Annotated in this window: 16 protein-coding genes and 1 tRNA gene; 12 read left to right on the forward strand and 5 right to left on the reverse strand. The window is 44.3% G+C overall.

All coding sequences use genetic code 11. The features are described from left to right. The 8 genes from tolB to R7R78_RS13765 all read left to right on the forward strand — a co-directional run bounded on the left by tolB (position 1) and on the right by R7R78_RS13765 (position 7320). Entirely contained in the window at positions 1 to 1353 is a 1353-nt protein-coding gene (gene tolB / locus R7R78_RS13730) for a Tol-Pal system beta propeller repeat protein TolB (protein ID WP_005387925.1), read from the forward strand. 30 nt (positions 1354 to 1383) lie between these two features. Beyond that, positions 1384 to 1908: a peptidoglycan-associated lipoprotein Pal gene (gene pal, locus R7R78_RS13735; RefSeq protein WP_005378293.1), complete on the forward strand. Its 525-nt coding sequence runs from the start codon at positions 1384 to 1386 to the stop codon at positions 1906 to 1908. A gap of 15 nt (positions 1909 to 1923) precedes the next feature. Then, a complete protein-coding gene (gene ybgF, locus R7R78_RS13740) occupies positions 1924 to 2676 on the forward strand; it encodes a tol-pal system protein YbgF (RefSeq protein ID WP_167415111.1) in 753 nt (250 codons plus the stop codon). Positions 2677 to 2927: 251 nt separating this feature from the next. After that, positions 2928 to 3989: a quinolinate synthase NadA gene (gene nadA / locus R7R78_RS13745; protein WP_017820046.1), complete on the forward strand. Its 1062-nt coding sequence runs from the start codon at positions 2928 to 2930 to the stop codon at positions 3987 to 3989. 118 nt (positions 3990 to 4107) lie between these two features. Next, positions 4108 to 5151 (forward strand): potassium channel protein, encoded by a 1044-nt coding sequence (locus tag R7R78_RS13750; RefSeq protein WP_017820047.1) that lies wholly within the window; start codon positions 4108 to 4110, stop codon positions 5149 to 5151. Further along, the gene (locus tag R7R78_RS13755; RefSeq protein ID WP_005378281.1) at positions 5151 to 5567 is read left to right on the forward strand and encodes a DUF350 domain-containing protein; all 417 of its coding nucleotides are present in this window, start codon (positions 5151 to 5153) and stop codon (positions 5565 to 5567) included. Before R7R78_RS13750 ends, R7R78_RS13755 begins: the two co-directional genes overlap by 1 nt. Before the next feature lie 8 nt (positions 5568 to 5575). Continuing rightward, positions 5576 to 6145 (forward strand): DUF1190 domain-containing protein, encoded by a 570-nt coding sequence (locus R7R78_RS13760; protein ID WP_025766906.1) that lies wholly within the window; start codon positions 5576 to 5578, stop codon positions 6143 to 6145. A gap of 8 nt (positions 6146 to 6153) precedes the next feature. Continuing rightward, positions 6154 to 7320 carry a glutathionylspermidine synthase family protein gene (locus R7R78_RS13765; RefSeq protein WP_033905056.1) on the forward strand — a complete coding sequence of 389 codons (1167 nt, stop codon included), beginning with the start codon at positions 6154 to 6156 and terminating at the stop codon, positions 7318 to 7320. Positions 7321 to 7393: 73 nt separating this feature from the next. On the opposite strand, the gene R7R78_RS13770 is transcribed toward R7R78_RS13765, so the two are convergent. Next, on the reverse strand, positions 7394 to 8005 hold the full coding sequence (locus tag R7R78_RS13770) for a YecA family protein (protein WP_005378278.1): 612 nt from the start codon (positions 8003 to 8005) through the stop codon (positions 7394 to 7396). Positions 8006 to 8056: 51 nt separating this feature from the next. Here R7R78_RS13770 and R7R78_RS13775 point away from each other — a divergent pair, with 51 nt between their 5' ends. The 3 genes from R7R78_RS13775 to R7R78_RS13785 all read left to right on the forward strand — a co-directional run bounded on the left by R7R78_RS13775 (position 8057) and on the right by R7R78_RS13785 (position 11661). Next, positions 8057 to 10477 carry a hybrid sensor histidine kinase/response regulator gene (locus R7R78_RS13775; protein ID WP_033905057.1) on the forward strand — a complete coding sequence of 807 codons (2421 nt, stop codon included), beginning with the start codon at positions 8057 to 8059 and terminating at the stop codon, positions 10475 to 10477. 502 nt (positions 10478 to 10979) lie between these two features. After that, positions 10980 to 11429 (forward strand): L-alanine exporter AlaE, encoded by a 450-nt coding sequence (locus tag R7R78_RS13780; RefSeq protein WP_005378276.1) that lies wholly within the window; start codon positions 10980 to 10982, stop codon positions 11427 to 11429. A 144-nt stretch (positions 11430 to 11573) separates the two neighbouring features. Then, a tRNA-Ser gene (locus R7R78_RS13785) sits at positions 11574 to 11661 on the forward strand. A 273-nt stretch (positions 11662 to 11934) separates the two neighbouring features. On the opposite strand, the gene R7R78_RS13790 is transcribed toward R7R78_RS13785, so the two are convergent. The 3 genes from R7R78_RS13790 to R7R78_RS13800 all read right to left on the reverse strand — a co-directional run bounded on the left by R7R78_RS13790 (position 11935) and on the right by R7R78_RS13800 (position 14740). After that, a complete protein-coding gene (locus R7R78_RS13790; protein ID WP_017635045.1) occupies positions 11935 to 12063 on the reverse strand; it encodes a hypothetical protein in 129 nt (42 codons plus the stop codon). A 350-nt stretch (positions 12064 to 12413) separates the two neighbouring features. Continuing rightward, positions 12414 to 13406, reverse strand: a complete 993-nt coding sequence (locus R7R78_RS13795; protein WP_149191924.1) for a cytochrome d ubiquinol oxidase subunit II — start codon at positions 13404 to 13406, stop codon at positions 12414 to 12416. Between the two features lie 2 nt (positions 13407 to 13408). After that, entirely contained in the window at positions 13409 to 14740 is a 1332-nt protein-coding gene (locus R7R78_RS13800; protein WP_170897169.1) for a cytochrome ubiquinol oxidase subunit I, read from the reverse strand. Between the two features lie 818 nt (positions 14741 to 15558). Here R7R78_RS13800 and R7R78_RS13805 point away from each other — a divergent pair. Beyond that, complete coding sequence (locus tag R7R78_RS13805) at positions 15559 to 15807, forward strand: hypothetical protein (protein WP_005378271.1); 249 nt, start codon at positions 15559 to 15561, stop codon at positions 15805 to 15807. Between the two features lie 5 nt (positions 15808 to 15812). On the opposite strand, the gene R7R78_RS13810 is transcribed toward R7R78_RS13805, so the two are convergent. Then, a complete protein-coding gene (locus tag R7R78_RS13810) occupies positions 15813 to 16802 on the reverse strand; it encodes a Solitary outer membrane autotransporter beta-barrel domain (RefSeq protein WP_005388404.1) in 990 nt (329 codons plus the stop codon). Between the last annotated feature and the right edge of the window lie 11 nt (positions 16803 to 16813).

Below are 16813 nucleotides of genomic sequence, written 5' to 3' on the forward strand. Positions count from 1 at the left end.
GTGATTAGACGCCTTTTACTAGGAATGTTTGTACTGTTTAGCAGTATGACAAATGTGGCGAATGCCGCATTAGAGTTGGTCATTACCGATGGTATTGATTCAGCACGACCAATTGCTGTTGTTCCGTTTAAGTGGGAGGGCACACAAGCGCTTCCAACGGATGTTTCTGCTGTTATCGCCTCGGATTTACAACGTAGTGGTAAATTCAGCCCAGTTCCAACGAGCAAAATGCCACAAACACCGTTCAGTGAATCAGAAGTTAATTTTGATGCTTGGACCAATTTAGGTGTGGATGCGCTATTGACTGGTTCAATCAAGCAAAACGACCAAGGTGACTACGTTATCAACTATCAACTTGTTGATATTGTGCGTGGTCAGTTAACAGGTGGGAAGAGTAAGGCGCTTGGTAGTGACGGTGAATTAGTCCTGTCAAAAGATCATGTGCTGTTCAATAAAGTAGCCACTGTTCAAGGGCCTCGTATGCGTGAGTACGCTCACCGTATCTCTGATTTGGTGTATGAGCAGTTAACTGGCGACCGTGGCGCTTTCATGACTCGTATCGCATATGTGGTAGTGAACGATAAAGACCGTTTCCCTTACCAACTTCGAGTCGCTGATTACGATGGCTACAATGAGCGTCTGGTTTTACGCTCTAAGCAACCATTAATGTCACCAGCGTGGTCACCCGATGGTAAAAAGCTTGCATATGTTAGCTTCCAAAATGGCCAAGCAGAAATCTTCATCATGAACATCTACACCGGTGAACGTGAGAAAATTACTTCATACCCACGTCACAATGGTGCGCCAAGATTTTCGCCAGATGGCAATAAGTTAGCGATTGTTCTTTCTAAAACAGGCTCGCTTCATGTTTATACGTTTGACCTTAACACTCGTAAGCTGACGCAAATTACGCGTGGCAGATCAAATAATACGGAACCGTTCTGGCATCCGGATGGAAAATCGTTGATTTTCACATCGGATAGGGGTGGTAAACCACAGATTTATCAAGTAAATTTGGGCAGCGGTTCTATTGACCGTTTGACTTGGCAAGGCAGCCAAAATTTGGGTGGTCAGATTACTCCTGATGGGCGATTCCTAGTTATGGTGAACCGCAGCAACGCAGGATTTAATTTGGCGAAACAAGATTTGGAAACTGGTGCTCTTCAAGTCTTAACTAAGACCTTGCTTGATGAGTCTCCTAGTATTGCCCCAAACGGTGGCATGGTTGTGTATAGCTCGATTTACAACAAGAAAAACGTACTATCGATGGTGTCAATTGATGGTCGATTCAAAGCTAGATTACCGGCAACAAATGGGCGTGTTCGAGCGCCTGCATGGTCACCGTTTTTGTAGTAATAAGTTTGATTAATAAAGGAAAATAAGATGCAACTGAACAAGGTTCTAAAAGGGCTACTAATCGCGCTTCCTGTAATGGCTGTTACAGCGTGTAGTTCAAGCGACGACGCTGCTTCTAACACTGGTGCAGCAACAAACAACAATGGCGCAGTGGAAACAACAGTAGCTACGCCAATTGATCAAAGCGGTCAGTTGACAGAGCAAGAGCTAAAAGAGCAAGCGCTACGTGAAACTCAAACAATCTACTTTGCTTTTGACAACTCAACAATTGCAGCAGATTACGAAGAGATGCTAGCGGCTCACGCTTCTTACCTAAGCAAGAACCCAGCACTTAACGTAACTATCGAAGGTCACGCTGATGAGCGTGGTACTCCTGAGTACAACATCGCTCTAGGTGAGCGTCGTGCACAAGCAGTAGCGAACTACCTACAAGCACTAGGTGTTCAAGCTGACCAAATCTCAATCGTTAGCTACGGTGAAGAGAAGCCACTTCTTCTAGGTCAATCAGATGAAGTTTACGCTAAGAACCGTCGCGCGGTTCTAGTATACTAATTCGAGGTAATCCTCATGTTCAGTAACACTAAGCGCGCTGTTGCGCTTACGTTACTGGCAAGTGCAGCGAACTTTGCGTTCGCTGCACCAGCTCCAGTATCCGATCTCAACAGCACATCATCCGTCTCTAAGAGCCGTTCATCTGAAACGGAAGTAGAGCGTCTAGAACGTTTGCTACAAAATCGCAATCGCGTTCAGCTCCAAATGCAACAGCAAATTGACCAAATGTCACAAGAGATCAGTGAATTGCGTGGTCAATTAGAGCGAAATAGCTACGAAATGAAACAAATGTTGCAACGTCAACGTGAGTTGTTTGTCGAGCTGGATCGTGTTCGTGGAGAGATAAAATCCGCACCTGCACAAGAAGCACAACCTGTGAAAACAGGTGGTCAGTACACTCCAAATGTTGATGAGCAAACGGCATATCAGAATGCAGTTGACCTCATTCTCAAAAAGCGTGATTACACTGGCGCAATTGCAGCGTTCCAGCAGTTCCAGAAAGATTATCCTGATTCTACATATTCAGCGAATTCTCACTACTGGTTAGGTCAGTTGTACTTCGCTAAAAAGCAGGATGAGGATGCAGTGAAAAGTTTTGCCGCTGTGGTGTCTTATAAAGACTCCAATAAGCGAGCCGATGCGTTGCTTAAGTTAGGCGAAATCGCTGAGCGTAATAACAATGCAGCTCAAGCGAAAAAGTACTACCAACAAGTGGTTGATGAATACCCAGGTAGTGCATCTGCAAAACTTGCCAGCTCTAAGCTGTAAGACGTTATGTTTTGAAAAGGAAGCTTCGGCTTCCTTTTTCTTTTCCATTTTCTGTTGGTGCAGAACGGCTAAGTCGATAGCAATGATGCAGAGCCTCTGACCTTATGTTGCACCGAATTTCGCTACTCGGAAATGCTACCTGTAACAAAGATATACGGCTAGACCGCTAGAAATCCCCGCGACAAGTTGGTTTTTGAAAATTAACGAGGTTACAATACTCGGATTAAAGGAAGTTGCGTAGAGCAAGAGCAATGAGCCATATATTAGATAAAATCGACACTGTTTACCCATTCCCACCGAAACCAGTTCCATTAAGCGAAGAAGAAAAAGCATCTTACATTGAGCGTATTAAAAAGTTACTCAAAGAAAAAGATGCGGTACTTATCGCGCACTACTATACCGACCCTGAGATTCAAGCCCTAGCTGAAGACACTGGCGGGTTTGTTGGTGACTCGTTGGAAATGGCGAAGTTTGGTAATCGTCACCCTGCAAGTACATTGATTATTGGTGGTGTTCGCTTTATGGGCGAGTCGGCCAAAATTCTGACACCAGAAAAGCGCATTCTAATGCCAACGTTGGAAGCGGAATGTTCGCTTGACCTTGGCTGTCCTGCGGATAAGTTCAGCGAGTTTTGTGATGCTCACCCTGATCATACGGTTGTAGTTTACGCAAATACTTCAGCAGCGGTTAAAGCCCGTGCCGACTGGGTCGTTACATCGAGCATTGCGCTTGAAATCGTGGAACACTTAGACGCTGAAGATAAGCCAATTATTTGGGGACCAGACCGTCACCTAGGATCGTACATCGCTAACAAAACTGGCGCAGATATGCTGCTTTGGCAGGGTGAGTGTGTGGTTCATGATGAGTTCTCTGCTGATGCGCTACGAAAAATGAAGAGCGTGTATCCAGATGCGGCTATTTTGGTTCACCCTGAGTCACCAGCAAGCGTCGTAGAACTTGCCGATGCCGTTGGATCAACGAGTCAGCTGATCAAAGCAGCGAAAGAGCTTCCTCACAAACAAATGATCGTTGCGACAGACAAAGGCATTTTCTTTAAAATGCAGCAACTTGTGCCAGAGAAAGAACTTATCGAAGCGCCAACCGCAGGTGCAGGCGCAACATGTCGCAGCTGTGCACACTGTCCTTGGATGGCAATGAACGGTTTGAAAGCAATTGAGAAAGCGCTTAGTGAAGGTGGTGAAGAGCACGAAATTTTTGTTGATGAAGCGCTACGTGTGAAATCACTTATCCCACTGAACCGCATGCTAGATTTTGCTGAGCAGCTAAATATGCAAGTGAAAGGTAATGCTTAAAAAGTAGGCGTAACTGAAAGTAAATCTCAAAAACCAGCCGAATATGGCTGGTTTTTTTGTGTCTTACTATCAATGAGTTACTATTGATGCAATCAATGAATATCGAGGTCATAAATTTATGGCGGTGTGGTTAGTAGTTAAAAAGTGGCTTAGTTCCCACCTTTTTAAATTGAGCAACCGAAGCCTTCTCATCTTTAGTGGCTTATATGTGAGCCTTTCATGGTGGCTGCTGGTTCTCGCTGGTGAAACAGCATTAACAGACAGTTTCGCTAACTTTATCTATTACCTCATGGTTACGGCGAGTACGGTGGGTTATGGCGACCATTCTCCAGTAACAGATATGGGTAAATGGGTTGTCGTACTATTTGTAATCCCCGGCGGTTTGAGCTTATTCGCCGCATTATTGGGGCGTGTCGCTGGAGCAGCGATGGACTATTGGCGAGCGGGTATTTTAGGAAAACGGAGAGTAAGAGTGGAAAACCATATTGTATTGTTGGGCTGGAATGGATCGAGAACGATGCACCTTATTCGCATGTTACAACATGAAGAAGAGGGAAAGCGCCCGATTGTTTTATGCAGCCGTTCAGAAATAGAGAACCCGTTACCTGGCGAAATCAGTTTTATCAAAGTGACCAGTTATACCGATTCGCAAGAGATGAAAAACGCCAATATTGCCGAAGCCGCTTGCATTATTGTGGATAATCTCTCGGACGACATTACCTTGTCAGCCGCTCTATACTGCGCATCTGTAAACCCTTCCGCTCATTTGGTCGCTTACTTTAAAGATGAAGCGCTAGGCCGACTTCTAAGTCAGCATTGCCCGAAAGCGGAATGCATACCTGCTGTTGGCGCAGAAATGTTGGCAAAAGCGGCGGTTGACCCGGGCTCAAGTGCGCTTCATCAGGAGCTTTTGGCTTCAACACGAGGTATGACGCAATACTCAGTTATTTATCCTGAGGGGCAGTCTGCCACCACTATTGAGAATCTCTTCGTTTTTCTCAAAAGACGCCATCATGCCACGCTGATTGCTTTTGATATTGGCGATGGTATTCAACTCAACCCAGATTTAGATGCTGAAGTACCCGCGAGTACCAAGCTGTTTTACATTGCAGATGAACGTATTGAAGATTTTGCCTGGAAAGAAATGAACAAGGAACAATAATGCACATGATTGCCGGCCTGTTAGCAGGCTTCCCAAACTTTTTACTCTATTTCTCTGTTTCTATTATTTTTGTATTGGCGTTTAAGTTCATCTACGTCAAGTTGACGCCATACGATGAGTGGCATCTGATTAAAGAAAAACAAAATACAGCAGCAGCGATTGCGCTAAGTGGGGCTTTCCTTGGTTACTGTCTCGCGATTTCGGGGGCGGCAAAAAACTCAGTCAATATCGTCGATTTTATGGTTTGGGGCGTTGTCGCAATGCTTGCTCAAATTATCGCATTTGCAATTGTACGCTTTATTTTACTTCCGAAAGTGGCAGAGCGTATCGAAAAAGATGAACTGCCAGCCGGTATCGTATTAGCAGCAGTTTCTGTTTCGGTCGGCGTATTGAATGCCGCTTGCATGACTTACTAGGAGGAACGATGAAGCGGAGTTCTAACGTTAAACGTTCTTCCATGGACAAAAGCTTAAAGCTTGGGAAAATTCTTCCCTTTGCTGCCTTTGGTGGTATTTTCTTCTTTGCTACGTACGAGTCAAAAACAGAAGGGTACATTTTTTCTGATGCCGATGAGTGTAAATCTAACTCGCCTGAGTTTAGTGAACAGTGTGACATTGCATACCAAGAAGCTTTAGCTCGTGCCGAACAAAATGCCCCTCGCTACCGCAGCGAGTTCGAATGCGAGAATGATTTCTACGAGGATGATTGTTACTACAGTTCCAGTTCCCGAGCTTATGTACCTAACTTTGGCGGTTTTTTTTACAGTCGCTCATTAAGCGGGTTGAAAGGTTATAACAAGAGCTATTACTCAGAGCCGATGTACCGTTATAAATCCAAATTCTATAATGGAGCAGGACAATTCTTTGGCTCCTACCGAAATCAGCCGACCAAAGTCGCGACGAATAGCCTTAACAAACGTGGTGGCGGCACCATTGGCAGGGCGATGTCTCGAGGCGGGTTTGGTAAAGCGGTGTCGGTCAGTCGAGGCGGTTAAAAAGCACTATGTTTCGACGAGAAATACAAGAGCGCGAAAACTGGCGTGAATTAGCACGCCAGTTTGGTTTTGGTTTCCATACCATGTATGACCAACCGTATTGGGATGAGAGTGCTTACTATCAATTCACGCTGGAGCAAATTGAGCGCGATATAGAAGCGCCCACTGAAGAGCTGCATCAGATGTGCCTGGCTATTGTGGATGAAGTCGTTCGGAGTGAGCGGTTGCTGACGCAATGTGCGATCCCTGAATCTATGTGGGAGCAGGTCGCTTCTTCATGGAGACGAAGCGAACCTTCGCTTTATTCGCGGCTGGATTTCGCGTACAACGGGACCTCGCCAGCAAAATTACTGGAAAACAATGCGGATACGCCAACCAGCTTGTTTGAAACTGGCTTTTGGCAGTGGGTGTGGCTAGAAGATGTTGTAAATAAAGGTCGAGTTCACCAGAGCGCGGATCAATTCAATATTCTTCAAGACTTTTTGATCGAGCGCTTTGCCGAAATAGCAAAATACCAACCAGGACAAACACTTCACTTTAGCTGCTGCAAGTACACTGAAGAAGATAAAGGGACTGTCCAGTATTTAGAGGATTGCGCGCGAGAGGCAGGGTTAGCAACGGCATTCGTGCATGTCGAAGATATTGGAGTGACGGAAGATGGTCTGTTTGTGGATGCTGACGACAGAGCGATTCGTTGGATGTTTAAGCTTTACCCTTGGGAGTTTATGTTTGAAGAGGAATATGCGAAGTACTTAGCGACTGCGAACGTAAACTGGTTAGAACCGATGTGGAAGTCGATTCTATCCAATAAAGCACTTTTACCGTTATTGTGGGAGCGCTTTCCTAACCACCCGAACCTTTTGCCCGCTTATTTTGCTAACGATTCAAAAGCGAACACTATGAGAGATTATGTCATCAAGCCACTATTTTCTCGAGAGGGCGCGAACATCGAGATCGTCATCGATGGAAAACGTTTTGTTAAAACGTCAGGGCCTTATGAATCTCAATTCAATATCGTCCAGCAATACCATCCACTACCTAAGTTTGGGCAAAACCATACGTTAATTGGCAGTTGGTTGGTCAATGATAGAGCTGCCGGTATTTCGATTAGGGAAGACAGTAGCTTAGTGACTCAAGATATGGCGCGGTATATTCCACATGTAATTTTAACATGATCAAAAAAGCTCTCCATTTGGAGAGCTTTTTGTCTATTCAGCCGTTCAATCTTGATGGTCGACAGCGTTGCGTCTATTGTTCTTCAGCTAATGCAACACCGCGCTGGGTAAGACCGCATAACATCACTGGCATTGCATTGAAGATTTCCTCAAACTGCTCTAAGCCTTCCATACCTTGTTCGGCCAATGTTTCAATGGTCGTTTCTGGGTCGTAAAGCATAGTAAGAGAAAGTAAAACACCACCGAGTAGGGCATTATCTTCGCTATCCTCAGGCATCAACGTTTCCCAGTCATCACGCGCAAGTTGCCAGCCTTGTAATACACCTTCACAGAAATCGCGAGCCTGACTTGTTACAATGTCTTGCTCATCTAGCGCGCACCCTGCAGGCCACTGCCAAGTGCCTTCTAGGAGAGCGGGACGAGTTTGGTTCCACATTTGTACAATCTCGTCAATGTATTGCTCTAGTTGCTCACCGTCAGTAAATGGCGCTGTTTCTTCTCCACCCCATAAGAATGGCAACCACTCTTGAGGCATTAATACGTTTGGCGCTGCAGCCATCGCTGTTACAAAGCCTTGAGTTTTTGCTAGGTTTAGTAGTTTACCGTCAAGTTCTGGGAGAGAAAGGATGTCTTGTAGTTTCAAAATAGAATACCATTTGTTAATGGGCTGGTTGATTGCGCTCATCTTACCAATCAATTAGTGATAAATCGATATTAGGGAATGATTCACACATCTATGGAAATTCGCTCATCACTTAGAAAAAAAAGCATTCTCGCCCTAACACTTTACCTGTGCTTCTTTATCGCCACTATCGGTTCTGTCGCCTATTTGGTTGTTGAGCCACCGGTTAGACAAAAGCTAGAGCAAAACCTAGAGTTACGTACCCAACTCCTGGCTCTTGAGATAAAAGAGCCCCTCCTCAGTTCTACAGGTGTATTGAGCAGCTTAGTAGGGCTAGCCCAAGGGACTGAAAATATTCAATCTCTCAACACAATAATTCCACATATACTTCAATTGAGTGACAAGATGCTTGTTAGTGGTGGCGTATGGCCTAAACCCGAACTCAAAGCAGAACAATGGAGATATAAAAGTCTATTCTTCAATAAAAACAGTGATAGTGGTATTGACCAAATTCACTCCTACAATAACCCCGAATCTGGCGGTTATGATAATGAACCCTGGTATGTCGCTGCCGCCGATGCTCCGGTAGGTTCTGTTAGTTGGTCTACGGTTTACATCGATACCTTTACTCAGGTCCAGATGATTACCGCGTCTTCTCCGTACTACCAAAACGGTCGATTCGCTGGAGTTGTAACGGTAGACCTATCACTTGATGCACTTTTTCAGTTTATTCGAGAGCACACGAACCAGCATTCTTTGGGGGTAGTGGTTCGCGATGCTGACTCAAACGTGATTATTGAGCACAACTTTCAACTGACGGACGAAATTTATGTCAGCGAGCTTGATTTCGGAGAGTTCGATTGGCGCATGGAAGTTGTCAACGCAAAAGCTAAAGTCGCCGATCAAGTGTTTGAACAAGTGATGAGCGTTGAGGGGAGGATCATTCCATTTTTGCTCTTGTGTGTCTTGGTCGGTTACTACTTACTGAATCGCTATATTGTTGAACCAATTGTTCGCATTGCCGCTAAGATTGATGACTCGAAAACTGGTGGGATCATAGATATTGACTACGATAGCGATGACGAAATCGGACAGCTTATCGAGAAGTTCAATGAAAAGACGATCTATTTAGAGCAGGAGAGAATAAAAGCTCAGGCTTCGACAAACGCTAAAACGGCATTCTTAGCCACATTGTCCCACGAGATTCGCACACCAATGAACGGTGTACTAGGAACTGCCCAGATACTGTTAAAAACACCACTTACCGATGAGCAGCGTAAGCACCTGAGAACACTTTATGATTCAGGTGATCACATGATGACATTACTCAATGAGATTTTAGATTACTCAAAAATTGAACAAGGGCATGTTGAGTTTGAAAATAAGCCTTTCCCAATTGAGTCGATTATCGGCAGTATCAAGAGTGTTTATCAAACTCTATGTGCAGAAAAAGGTCTTCGCTTTAGAGTCGTCTCGCATTTACCAACGGGTCGTTGGTACAACAATGACAAAGCCCGTTTGCGTCAAGTACTGTTCAATCTACTCAATAACGCTGTTAAGTTCACCGATCGTGGCATCGTAGAGGTAGAGCTAGCCGAGAAATCGAGTAAGGCAGGCACCAAGCTGATACTAAAGGTAAAAGATACAGGAATTGGTATTTCAAAAGAGGCACAAAAACGCATTTTTCGTCCTTTTGAGCAAGCGGAGTCATCAACGACTAGGCGGTTTGGTGGTACAGGGCTTGGTTTAGCAATAGTCAAAGAAATCGCGGAACATATGGGTGGGCAAGTGGTTGTAGAGAGTCAGGAGGACGCTGGAACGACTTTTACTGTCGAAATTGCCCTTACACCTTGCAAGCCAGGTAAAGTAGAGTCAATCAATACACATAAATTGAACTGTAAAGGGTTGAAAGCACTCATTGTTGAAGACAACCGAACAAATGCGATCATTATGGAAACTTTCCTCCGAGCCAAGGGCTTTGAGTGCACAAGTGTCGAAAATGGTCAGCTTGCAGTCGATGAGGTTGCGATCAAACCATTTGATTTGATACTGATGGATAATCATATGCCTGTTCTAGATGGCGTTGGGGCCATATCAGCCATTCGAGCAATGAGTTCACCTGCTAAGTCGGTACTGATTTTTGGCTGTACAGCGGATGTGTTCAAAGAAACACAAGAACGTATGATTAATGTAGGAGCAGACCACATAATAGCGAAACCAATAGTGGAGTCTGAATTAAATGATGCACTGTATCTTCATGCGACACAGTTATATCAGTACCAATCGGACTTTGATGGAAATGCAGCAGATAGCTTTAATGCTGAAAAGTGGTTACTCAACTTCTATGTCGCTCTAGATAATGGACATCTTAATGAAGCACTTGAGGCTATTTCAGCGATCATTGCGGAGGCTCCCCTTGAACTCAGTGACGACGTTTCTTCAGTCGCTGAACGGATAAGAAGTAACTTAAAGCGTCAGCAATCCCCAGACCAAGATGATATCGATACATTAACGATTTTGCTGGCCTCACCATAACTGAATCAATATGGCGCAACTGTGAATTGTTCTTACTATTCATACGTCATCCAGCTTCGTCACAAACTCTTCTAACCCGCAATGAACAGGCTTGCAGTTTTACTTTTACGAGTAAAACAGCAAGACCTTCTACTGTGATTATATTGGTAATACTCTGAATTTTCGCAGCTTGGTAGCATAAGCTATAGGAGTGACTGTTTACAGTCCGAGTTTTGTTCTAACTTTACGTCAAAATAATTATCGTAACCCCTTTTTATGTAAGTGAAATCCGTGTTTTTGTACCATTTTTACGTGATTTTAGGCGTTTTTACTCGCCATTGGTGAAAAAAACTACTTTTACTTTAAAAGTTGGTTATAAATTTACAACTTAATTTTAAATACAGAGCCATAAGCTAGTTTGTGTGTGTTCTAATTGCATCATTAACTGGCTTGATGTCTTTTTAGTGGTTAATAGTTTTATTATTTTTATTAATTGCAGTGTTTGATTTTAAGGGTTTTGTAAATGAAGTCTCGTGGACCATTTTGTATTCGTCACGCCGCAGCGGATACCTTTGCTATGGTTGTTTTTTGCTTTATCACAGGGATGATTGTCGAGATTTTGATTTCAGGGATGACATTTGAGCAATCTCTAGCATCGCGTACGCTATCGATTCCAGTGAATATCGCTATTGCTTGGCCGTATGGGGTTTTTCGTGATTGGGTGCTGCATCAAGGTAGTAAGGTGTCACCGTCTTCCTTTATGAAGAACATCTCTGATCTGGTCGCTTATGTACTATTTCAATCTCCAGTTTATGCGGGTATTTTATTCGCAGTTGGCGCGTCTACAGATCAAATTGTGACCGCAGTGGCAAGTAACGCTGTTATTTCTTGTGGCATGGGTGTGTTGTATGGGTACTTCTTGGACATGTGCCGCCGTTGGTTCCGTGTTCCCGGTTATTCTCAAAGCATGTAAATGCCCCAGTTTTGCTCAATTTAGTTACTTAGTGAGCAATCGATTCGAAAAGGGCGCTTTTTTTTATGTTTAGCCTTGACCATCAGGCACATAATCATTAAATTAGCGCCTCGTTAGCCAATGATGCTAACCAAAATTTGATTCGGTGAGTTGTCCGAGTGGCTGAAGGAGCACGCCTGGAAAGTGTGTATACGGCAACGTATCGAGAGTTCGAATCTCTCACTCACCGCCACATTCTAAAAGGTCTGATTTATCAGGCCTTTTTTCGTATCTACACTAAAGTAATGCGTCATTGAAAGTACACAAGAGTGCTCAAGGTGCAAGCGCCATTCTATCTACAAGCCAACTATTCACATCTCACCTCGATACAACGCCAAAATTGAAGATGCTATACAGAGGCAGCCATAATCTGATTGGTGCGGGTTAGCCTATCCGCTTTAATCTAGAATTTAGCACCCATATCACATGAGGTATGAATACGGCCATAAGAATGAACGTAGCACTACTAGATGCTAAGCAAAACAGCCATGAACACGAATACAACAGCAATCATACCAAAGAGATCTGTGTTTGGATTGAGGTCATCAGGGTTAAATTTTTCAATGCTTTGCGTCGTTTTGCATCTTATCTTCATGTTCTTGTCCTTATTTCATGTACGATTTCAACAGCAACATAACATGCAATTGAGTGTTCACAAGTCATAAAAAGCATAAGTATACTTGCACCTCATTGAGCGCAAAAAATACTCAAAGCGTTTTAAAGTGGCGGTCTACCTTCTGTAACATCAAATATTCTTTCTGTTTTTGTGCCTGTATCGCTATAGTTGAGAAACGGTTATCTCGTTCTAGTTAGGAACAAACTACTGGCTGCCGCTACATTCTCTCAGCGTTCCCACTCAGTCGCCTTGGGTAGATACTTTAGTCGTTGAGTACTGCAAAAAAAACGCCGCATGAGCAGCGGCGCTTTGTTGAGGAATTCCCTTTCCTACTTGTAGCTAAGTTCTGTCGCTTTGCCTTTGAAGATCCGGTATACCACAAAGGTGTAAAGCAATATCACCGGCATAACAATCATCACACCGTAGCCCACGATTATTAACGTCGCAGGCGAGGAGGCGGCTTCTTGTGCGGTCATTAATCCCGGCACAACTTCTGGGAAGAAGCTATACGCAAGCCCGAGAAAGCTCAACGCGAAAATGACAGTGACACCAAAGAAAGGCCAGCGCACACCCAGATCATTCACCATTGGAACCTGACGCAAATAGCGATCAACTAGGAAGATGGTTGCCAATACAATTAACGGAACTGGGGCAAGCAACAAGATTTCTGGGAAGCTGAACCAACGCAAGGCAACTTGTTGATTTACAATCGGGTTTACAACGCTAACCACCAAAATTCCTAAGGCCGCTAACCAACCAGCACGGCGAGACCAACGGGCCGAGCGTATTTGCAAATCACCTTCCGTTTTTAGTACTAACCATGCGCCACCGATGTAAACGTACGCCGCCGCTACACAAAGTGCGCTTAACCAAGCAAAGCCAAATGCTTCGGTTGATTGTTCAAATCCCATGATGTAACGACCCACCATGTAACCCTGAGTTAGTGCGGTGATTAGTGAGCCAATTCGGAAGCACCAATCCCAATGAGGTTTATGATCCGAGTTGGCTTTGGCTCGGAAGTCGAACGCTACGCCACGCATGATCAGTGCGATAAGCATTATGGCAGTAGGCATATAAAGCTCCGTTAAAATCAAACTGTGAGCGGTAGGAAAGGCAATCAACAAAATACCAACGGCTAACACCAACCACGTTTCGTTCGCGTCCCAGAAAGGGCCGATAGAGGCTATCATTCGGTCACGTTGCGCTTCATTATCACTTGGCAACAGGATACCGACGCCAAGGTCGTAGCCGTCGAGCACGGCATACATAAAGACCGAGAAGCCAAGCAGCAGAAGATAAATTTCTGGTAGATAGTTGAGCATGATTAGGCCTCTTGTTGTGTCAGTGGGACTTCATGGGCTGCAACGTCTTTGCGCGCCAAATAGAATAGGGTATGGATGTACGCAACCAGCAATGCAGCATAAATGGCTAAGTACATAATGAGCGAAGTCATCACGCTACTGCTCGCAACCGTGGTGACGGCTTCGGATGTTCGCAATACACCGCTGACCAACCAAGGTTGTCGACCAATCTCAGTAACATACCAACCCGCCAGTGTGGCTATCCAACCAGAGAACGTCATAGCTAATACTGTGTATAGGTAAGGTTTAGGTAGCGCTTTTTTGCGTGCTAGCTTCACCGCGCCATACCAGCTAACCAGCAGCATAAGAACACCCACACCAACCATCACGCGGAAACCAAAGAACAAGGGCTTCACTGGCGGGTGGTCAGGCGCAAACTCGTTAAGTCCCTGGATTTCCCCGTCTAAGTCATGCGTAAGAATCAAACTCGCCAGCTTTGGGATGCCCACTTCAAAATCATTGCTGCGAGTTTCTTCATTTGGCATCGCAAACAGAAGAAGGGGCGCGCCTTGCTCGGTCTCCCACACACCTTCCATTGCTGCTATTTTTGCAGGTTGATGTTCAAGCGTGTTTAACCCGTGCAGGTCACCGACAAAGATTTGTATCGGGATAAATCCAGCCGCCGCGAACAGCGCGACTTTTAGGCTAAGTTTGGCTGAACGGTGATCTGGCTTTTTCATTATTTGATAAGCCGAGATACCTGCAATCAAGAAGCTGGCAGTCAGCGCCGATGCTAATAGCGTGTGTAGAAGACGGTACGGTAAAGAAGGATTGAAAATGACTTCTTTCCAACTGGTCACATGAACAATGCCGTCAATCACTTCATAGCCACTTGGTGTGTGCATCCAGCTGTTAAGCACCAGAATCCAAAATGCGGACATACTTGTCCCAACAGCAACCAGAACGGTGGCGAGAGTATGAACCCATTCCGGTACTCGTCCTCGTCCAAAAAGCATTACACCCAGGAAGGTGGCTTCCATAAAGAAGGCGGTCATCACTTCGTATCCGAGCAATGGTCCAGCTACGTTTCCGACTCGTTCCATAAAGCCTGGCCAGTTGGTACCAAACTGGAAACTCATCGTAATGCCGGATACCACACCCAAGGCGAAAGTGAGAGCGAATATCTTGACCCAGAAGTAATAAACATCGAGCCATACGGGGGCTTGTGTGCGGTTATATCGCCACTTGAAAAACACCAACATCCATGCCAACGCGATGGTGATGGTCGGGAAGAGAATGTGAAAGCTGATATTGGCCGCGAACTGGATCCGCGACAGCATGAGGGTATCTAACATCTTGGTTCCTCAAAAACGTGCCATACTAAAAATCGTGTCTATCTGTAATTTAGTTACGAAAAGTCGGGCAGTTTGGATTCATGTATCGAGAAATACAGGTGATTCTGTTTTCTTCTAACCATGATTTATATCAACTAAGACAAAGAAAGGAGTGTAGGAAATTGTCTCAAAATACCACTAATAGTCGCGAGAAGTGAGTAAAAGAAAGCAAATGTAACTGAAGGAGCATGGATTAAGATTAGTTCGAATTATCCTTATGATGGTTTCGATAATCCTGAAATAAAATTACAGAAACAATATTTTTAGTAAGGAAATTTGCCTTGCCTTCACTTTGAACCTCCATACTATTTATACACTAGTCATGTCGAGATCGTCTCAAACACAGCAAGCTTACTGACAGTTAAGGTGGGAAACTTTAGCTAATTGATAAACTTAAAATTGCACCGCTAATGACATATGCATCATAAGTTTGTTAGGACTCGACCAGAAGTGCGATAGGCTACATTTTTATACTAGCGAACGATTTAAAGCTAGGTAATTCGGCTTTCACTAGATCAACAAGTCGACTGTGGACCATTTTCGATTCCTGATGAGTTTCAATCCAAACTGACACTTACTTTTCAGCAAGTGTGCTAGTGTCTTTCTTGTTATTTATTAAATAATTAATAAATGCCGATATGGTAAAGAGAGTTGTGGACAGCTATCTCGAGCAGTAGACTGACGCTAGCCAGAGAGTCTGACTTTGAGGGGGGGGCATTCTACATGAATCTTGGATTCTGCCACCGCAAAGCTGATATTGAATTTGATGGAGATGGATAATGAACGACAGTTGGGCTAATTTCTTTCCTTACTTTGCTGGAGCTTTTAAGCTTATTGTATTAGGGATAGGAGCCTACTTAGCCATTAAATGGCATTTTGACGAAGAGCGAAGGGTAAGAGAAGCGGAAGGTGTGGTGTTTGATAACCCAAGTCTCATGAAAAAGTTTGCGAAGACGCTAACTCTGCCATTCCTTTTGTGTCTTCTAGTTCTTCTTGTTATATATGCTACCAACTGGTTCCTGTACTGACAGCGTTATTGTTTGTTGTAGTAAAGTTGAATGCTGCCACCTCTGAGAGTCGAGCCGTAGTTGAAGTTAACGCCTATGCCGAAATTGTCCAACCAATCAAAGGGCTTTGGTGCATAAAATAGCCATCCTATAGAAGCTTCGTAGTAATGCGGACTTCCCAGTTCATCGCTTAAATCATGCGAAAGGTCGACTCTTTTAATCCCAGTAAATAAAGCTTGCTCACCGTGATAAATATTGTAGTAACCGGTGATTTCATTAGATAGGTACCAACCTTTAGGGTTGCCTATATTGCCGTTATTTGCGCTTCCCCAGCTGTGCCCAATGAATGAATTCAATGTCGAACTGGCATGCCATTTCCCCCAACTTGTGGGAGACGTGTATTTGGCTTTAATGGATGGTTGAACTATTGCCGCCCATGCTGAAACGTTAACGGCACGGCCGTCTAGGATTCTTCCAATGATGGAGGAAAGTTTATTATCGGTAGAGAATGAGTTTTCATAACGCATAAGGTGAGTCGTCGTTCTGGTGCTAAGGGTGACGTTTTCACTTGCTTTGTATAGATACCCATAACCAATCGATGCACCGTATGTCCTTTCCTTGAGAAGATCCTTACTTGTGCCGAATAGTTTGAGATCATTCTCTGTTTGTATCGTAAATGCCTTAAACGACAGCTCATGTAAATCCTCGCTGCCCTCTATGTCAAAGTTAGTCGTGTAAGGGAGAACATATACGGATTTGCTTCGACGTTCATTGATTGACTCGTCAGTCCCGAACTCTGGGTTGGCGGTATCAAATAATGCATTCGGATCAAAGTCGCCAATACCAAACGCAATTGCGTCAGTATCGGACAGCAACACCGCGATAGAAAAACGTTGTTGAAGAAGGTTGCTAATTTCCTTATCTAGTGGATCCGCATGAGCAGTATGAGGTAGAGAGAGTAGGAGAGCGAGCGAAACGACTCGCCACTCCACTGAGGCGAAGTTGGGTTGGAACATTTTGGCTCTTT

This window comes from Vibrio sp. 2134-1 (assembly GCF_033339495.1).

What these genes read in the sequence shown, in the direction of transcription:
- pal (WP_005378293.1), top strand. Translation starts at nt 1,384, where the DNA reads ATGCAACTGAACAAGGTTCTAAAAGGGCTACTAATCGCGCTTCCTGTA.
- ybgF (WP_167415111.1), top strand. Translation starts at nt 1,924, where the DNA reads ATGTTCAGTAACACTAAGCGCGCTGTTGCGCTTACGTTACTGGCAAGT.
- nadA (WP_017820046.1), top strand. Translation starts at nt 2,928, where the DNA reads ATGAGCCATATATTAGATAAAATCGACACTGTTTACCCATTCCCACCG.
- R7R78_RS13750 (WP_017820047.1), top strand. Translation starts at nt 4,108, where the DNA reads ATGGCGGTGTGGTTAGTAGTTAAAAAGTGGCTTAGTTCCCACCTTTTT.
- R7R78_RS13755 (WP_005378281.1), top strand. Translation starts at nt 5,151, where the DNA reads ATGCACATGATTGCCGGCCTGTTAGCAGGCTTCCCAAACTTTTTACTC.
- R7R78_RS13760 (WP_025766906.1), top strand. Translation starts at nt 5,576, where the DNA reads ATGAAGCGGAGTTCTAACGTTAAACGTTCTTCCATGGACAAAAGCTTA.
- R7R78_RS13765 (WP_033905056.1), top strand. Translation starts at nt 6,154, where the DNA reads ATGTTTCGACGAGAAATACAAGAGCGCGAAAACTGGCGTGAATTAGCA.
- R7R78_RS13770 (WP_005378278.1), bottom strand. Translation starts at nt 8,005, where the DNA reads ATGAGCGCAATCAACCAGCCCATTAACAAATGGTATTCTATTTTGAAA.
- R7R78_RS13775 (WP_033905057.1), top strand. Translation starts at nt 8,057, where the DNA reads ATGGAAATTCGCTCATCACTTAGAAAAAAAAGCATTCTCGCCCTAACA.
- R7R78_RS13780 (WP_005378276.1), top strand. Translation starts at nt 10,980, where the DNA reads ATGAAGTCTCGTGGACCATTTTGTATTCGTCACGCCGCAGCGGATACC.
- R7R78_RS13790 (WP_017635045.1), bottom strand. Translation starts at nt 12,063, where the DNA reads ATGAAGATAAGATGCAAAACGACGCAAAGCATTGAAAAATTTAACCCT.
- R7R78_RS13795 (WP_149191924.1), bottom strand. Translation starts at nt 13,406, where the DNA reads ATGCTCAACTATCTACCAGAAATTTATCTTCTGCTGCTTGGCTTCTCG.
- R7R78_RS13800 (WP_170897169.1), bottom strand. Translation starts at nt 14,740, where the DNA reads ATGTTAGATACCCTCATGCTGTCGCGGATCCAGTTCGCGGCCAATATC.
- R7R78_RS13805 (WP_005378271.1), top strand. Translation starts at nt 15,559, where the DNA reads ATGAACGACAGTTGGGCTAATTTCTTTCCTTACTTTGCTGGAGCTTTT.
- R7R78_RS13810 (WP_005388404.1), bottom strand. Translation starts at nt 16,802, where the DNA reads ATGTTCCAACCCAACTTCGCCTCAGTGGAGTGGCGAGTCGTTTCGCTC.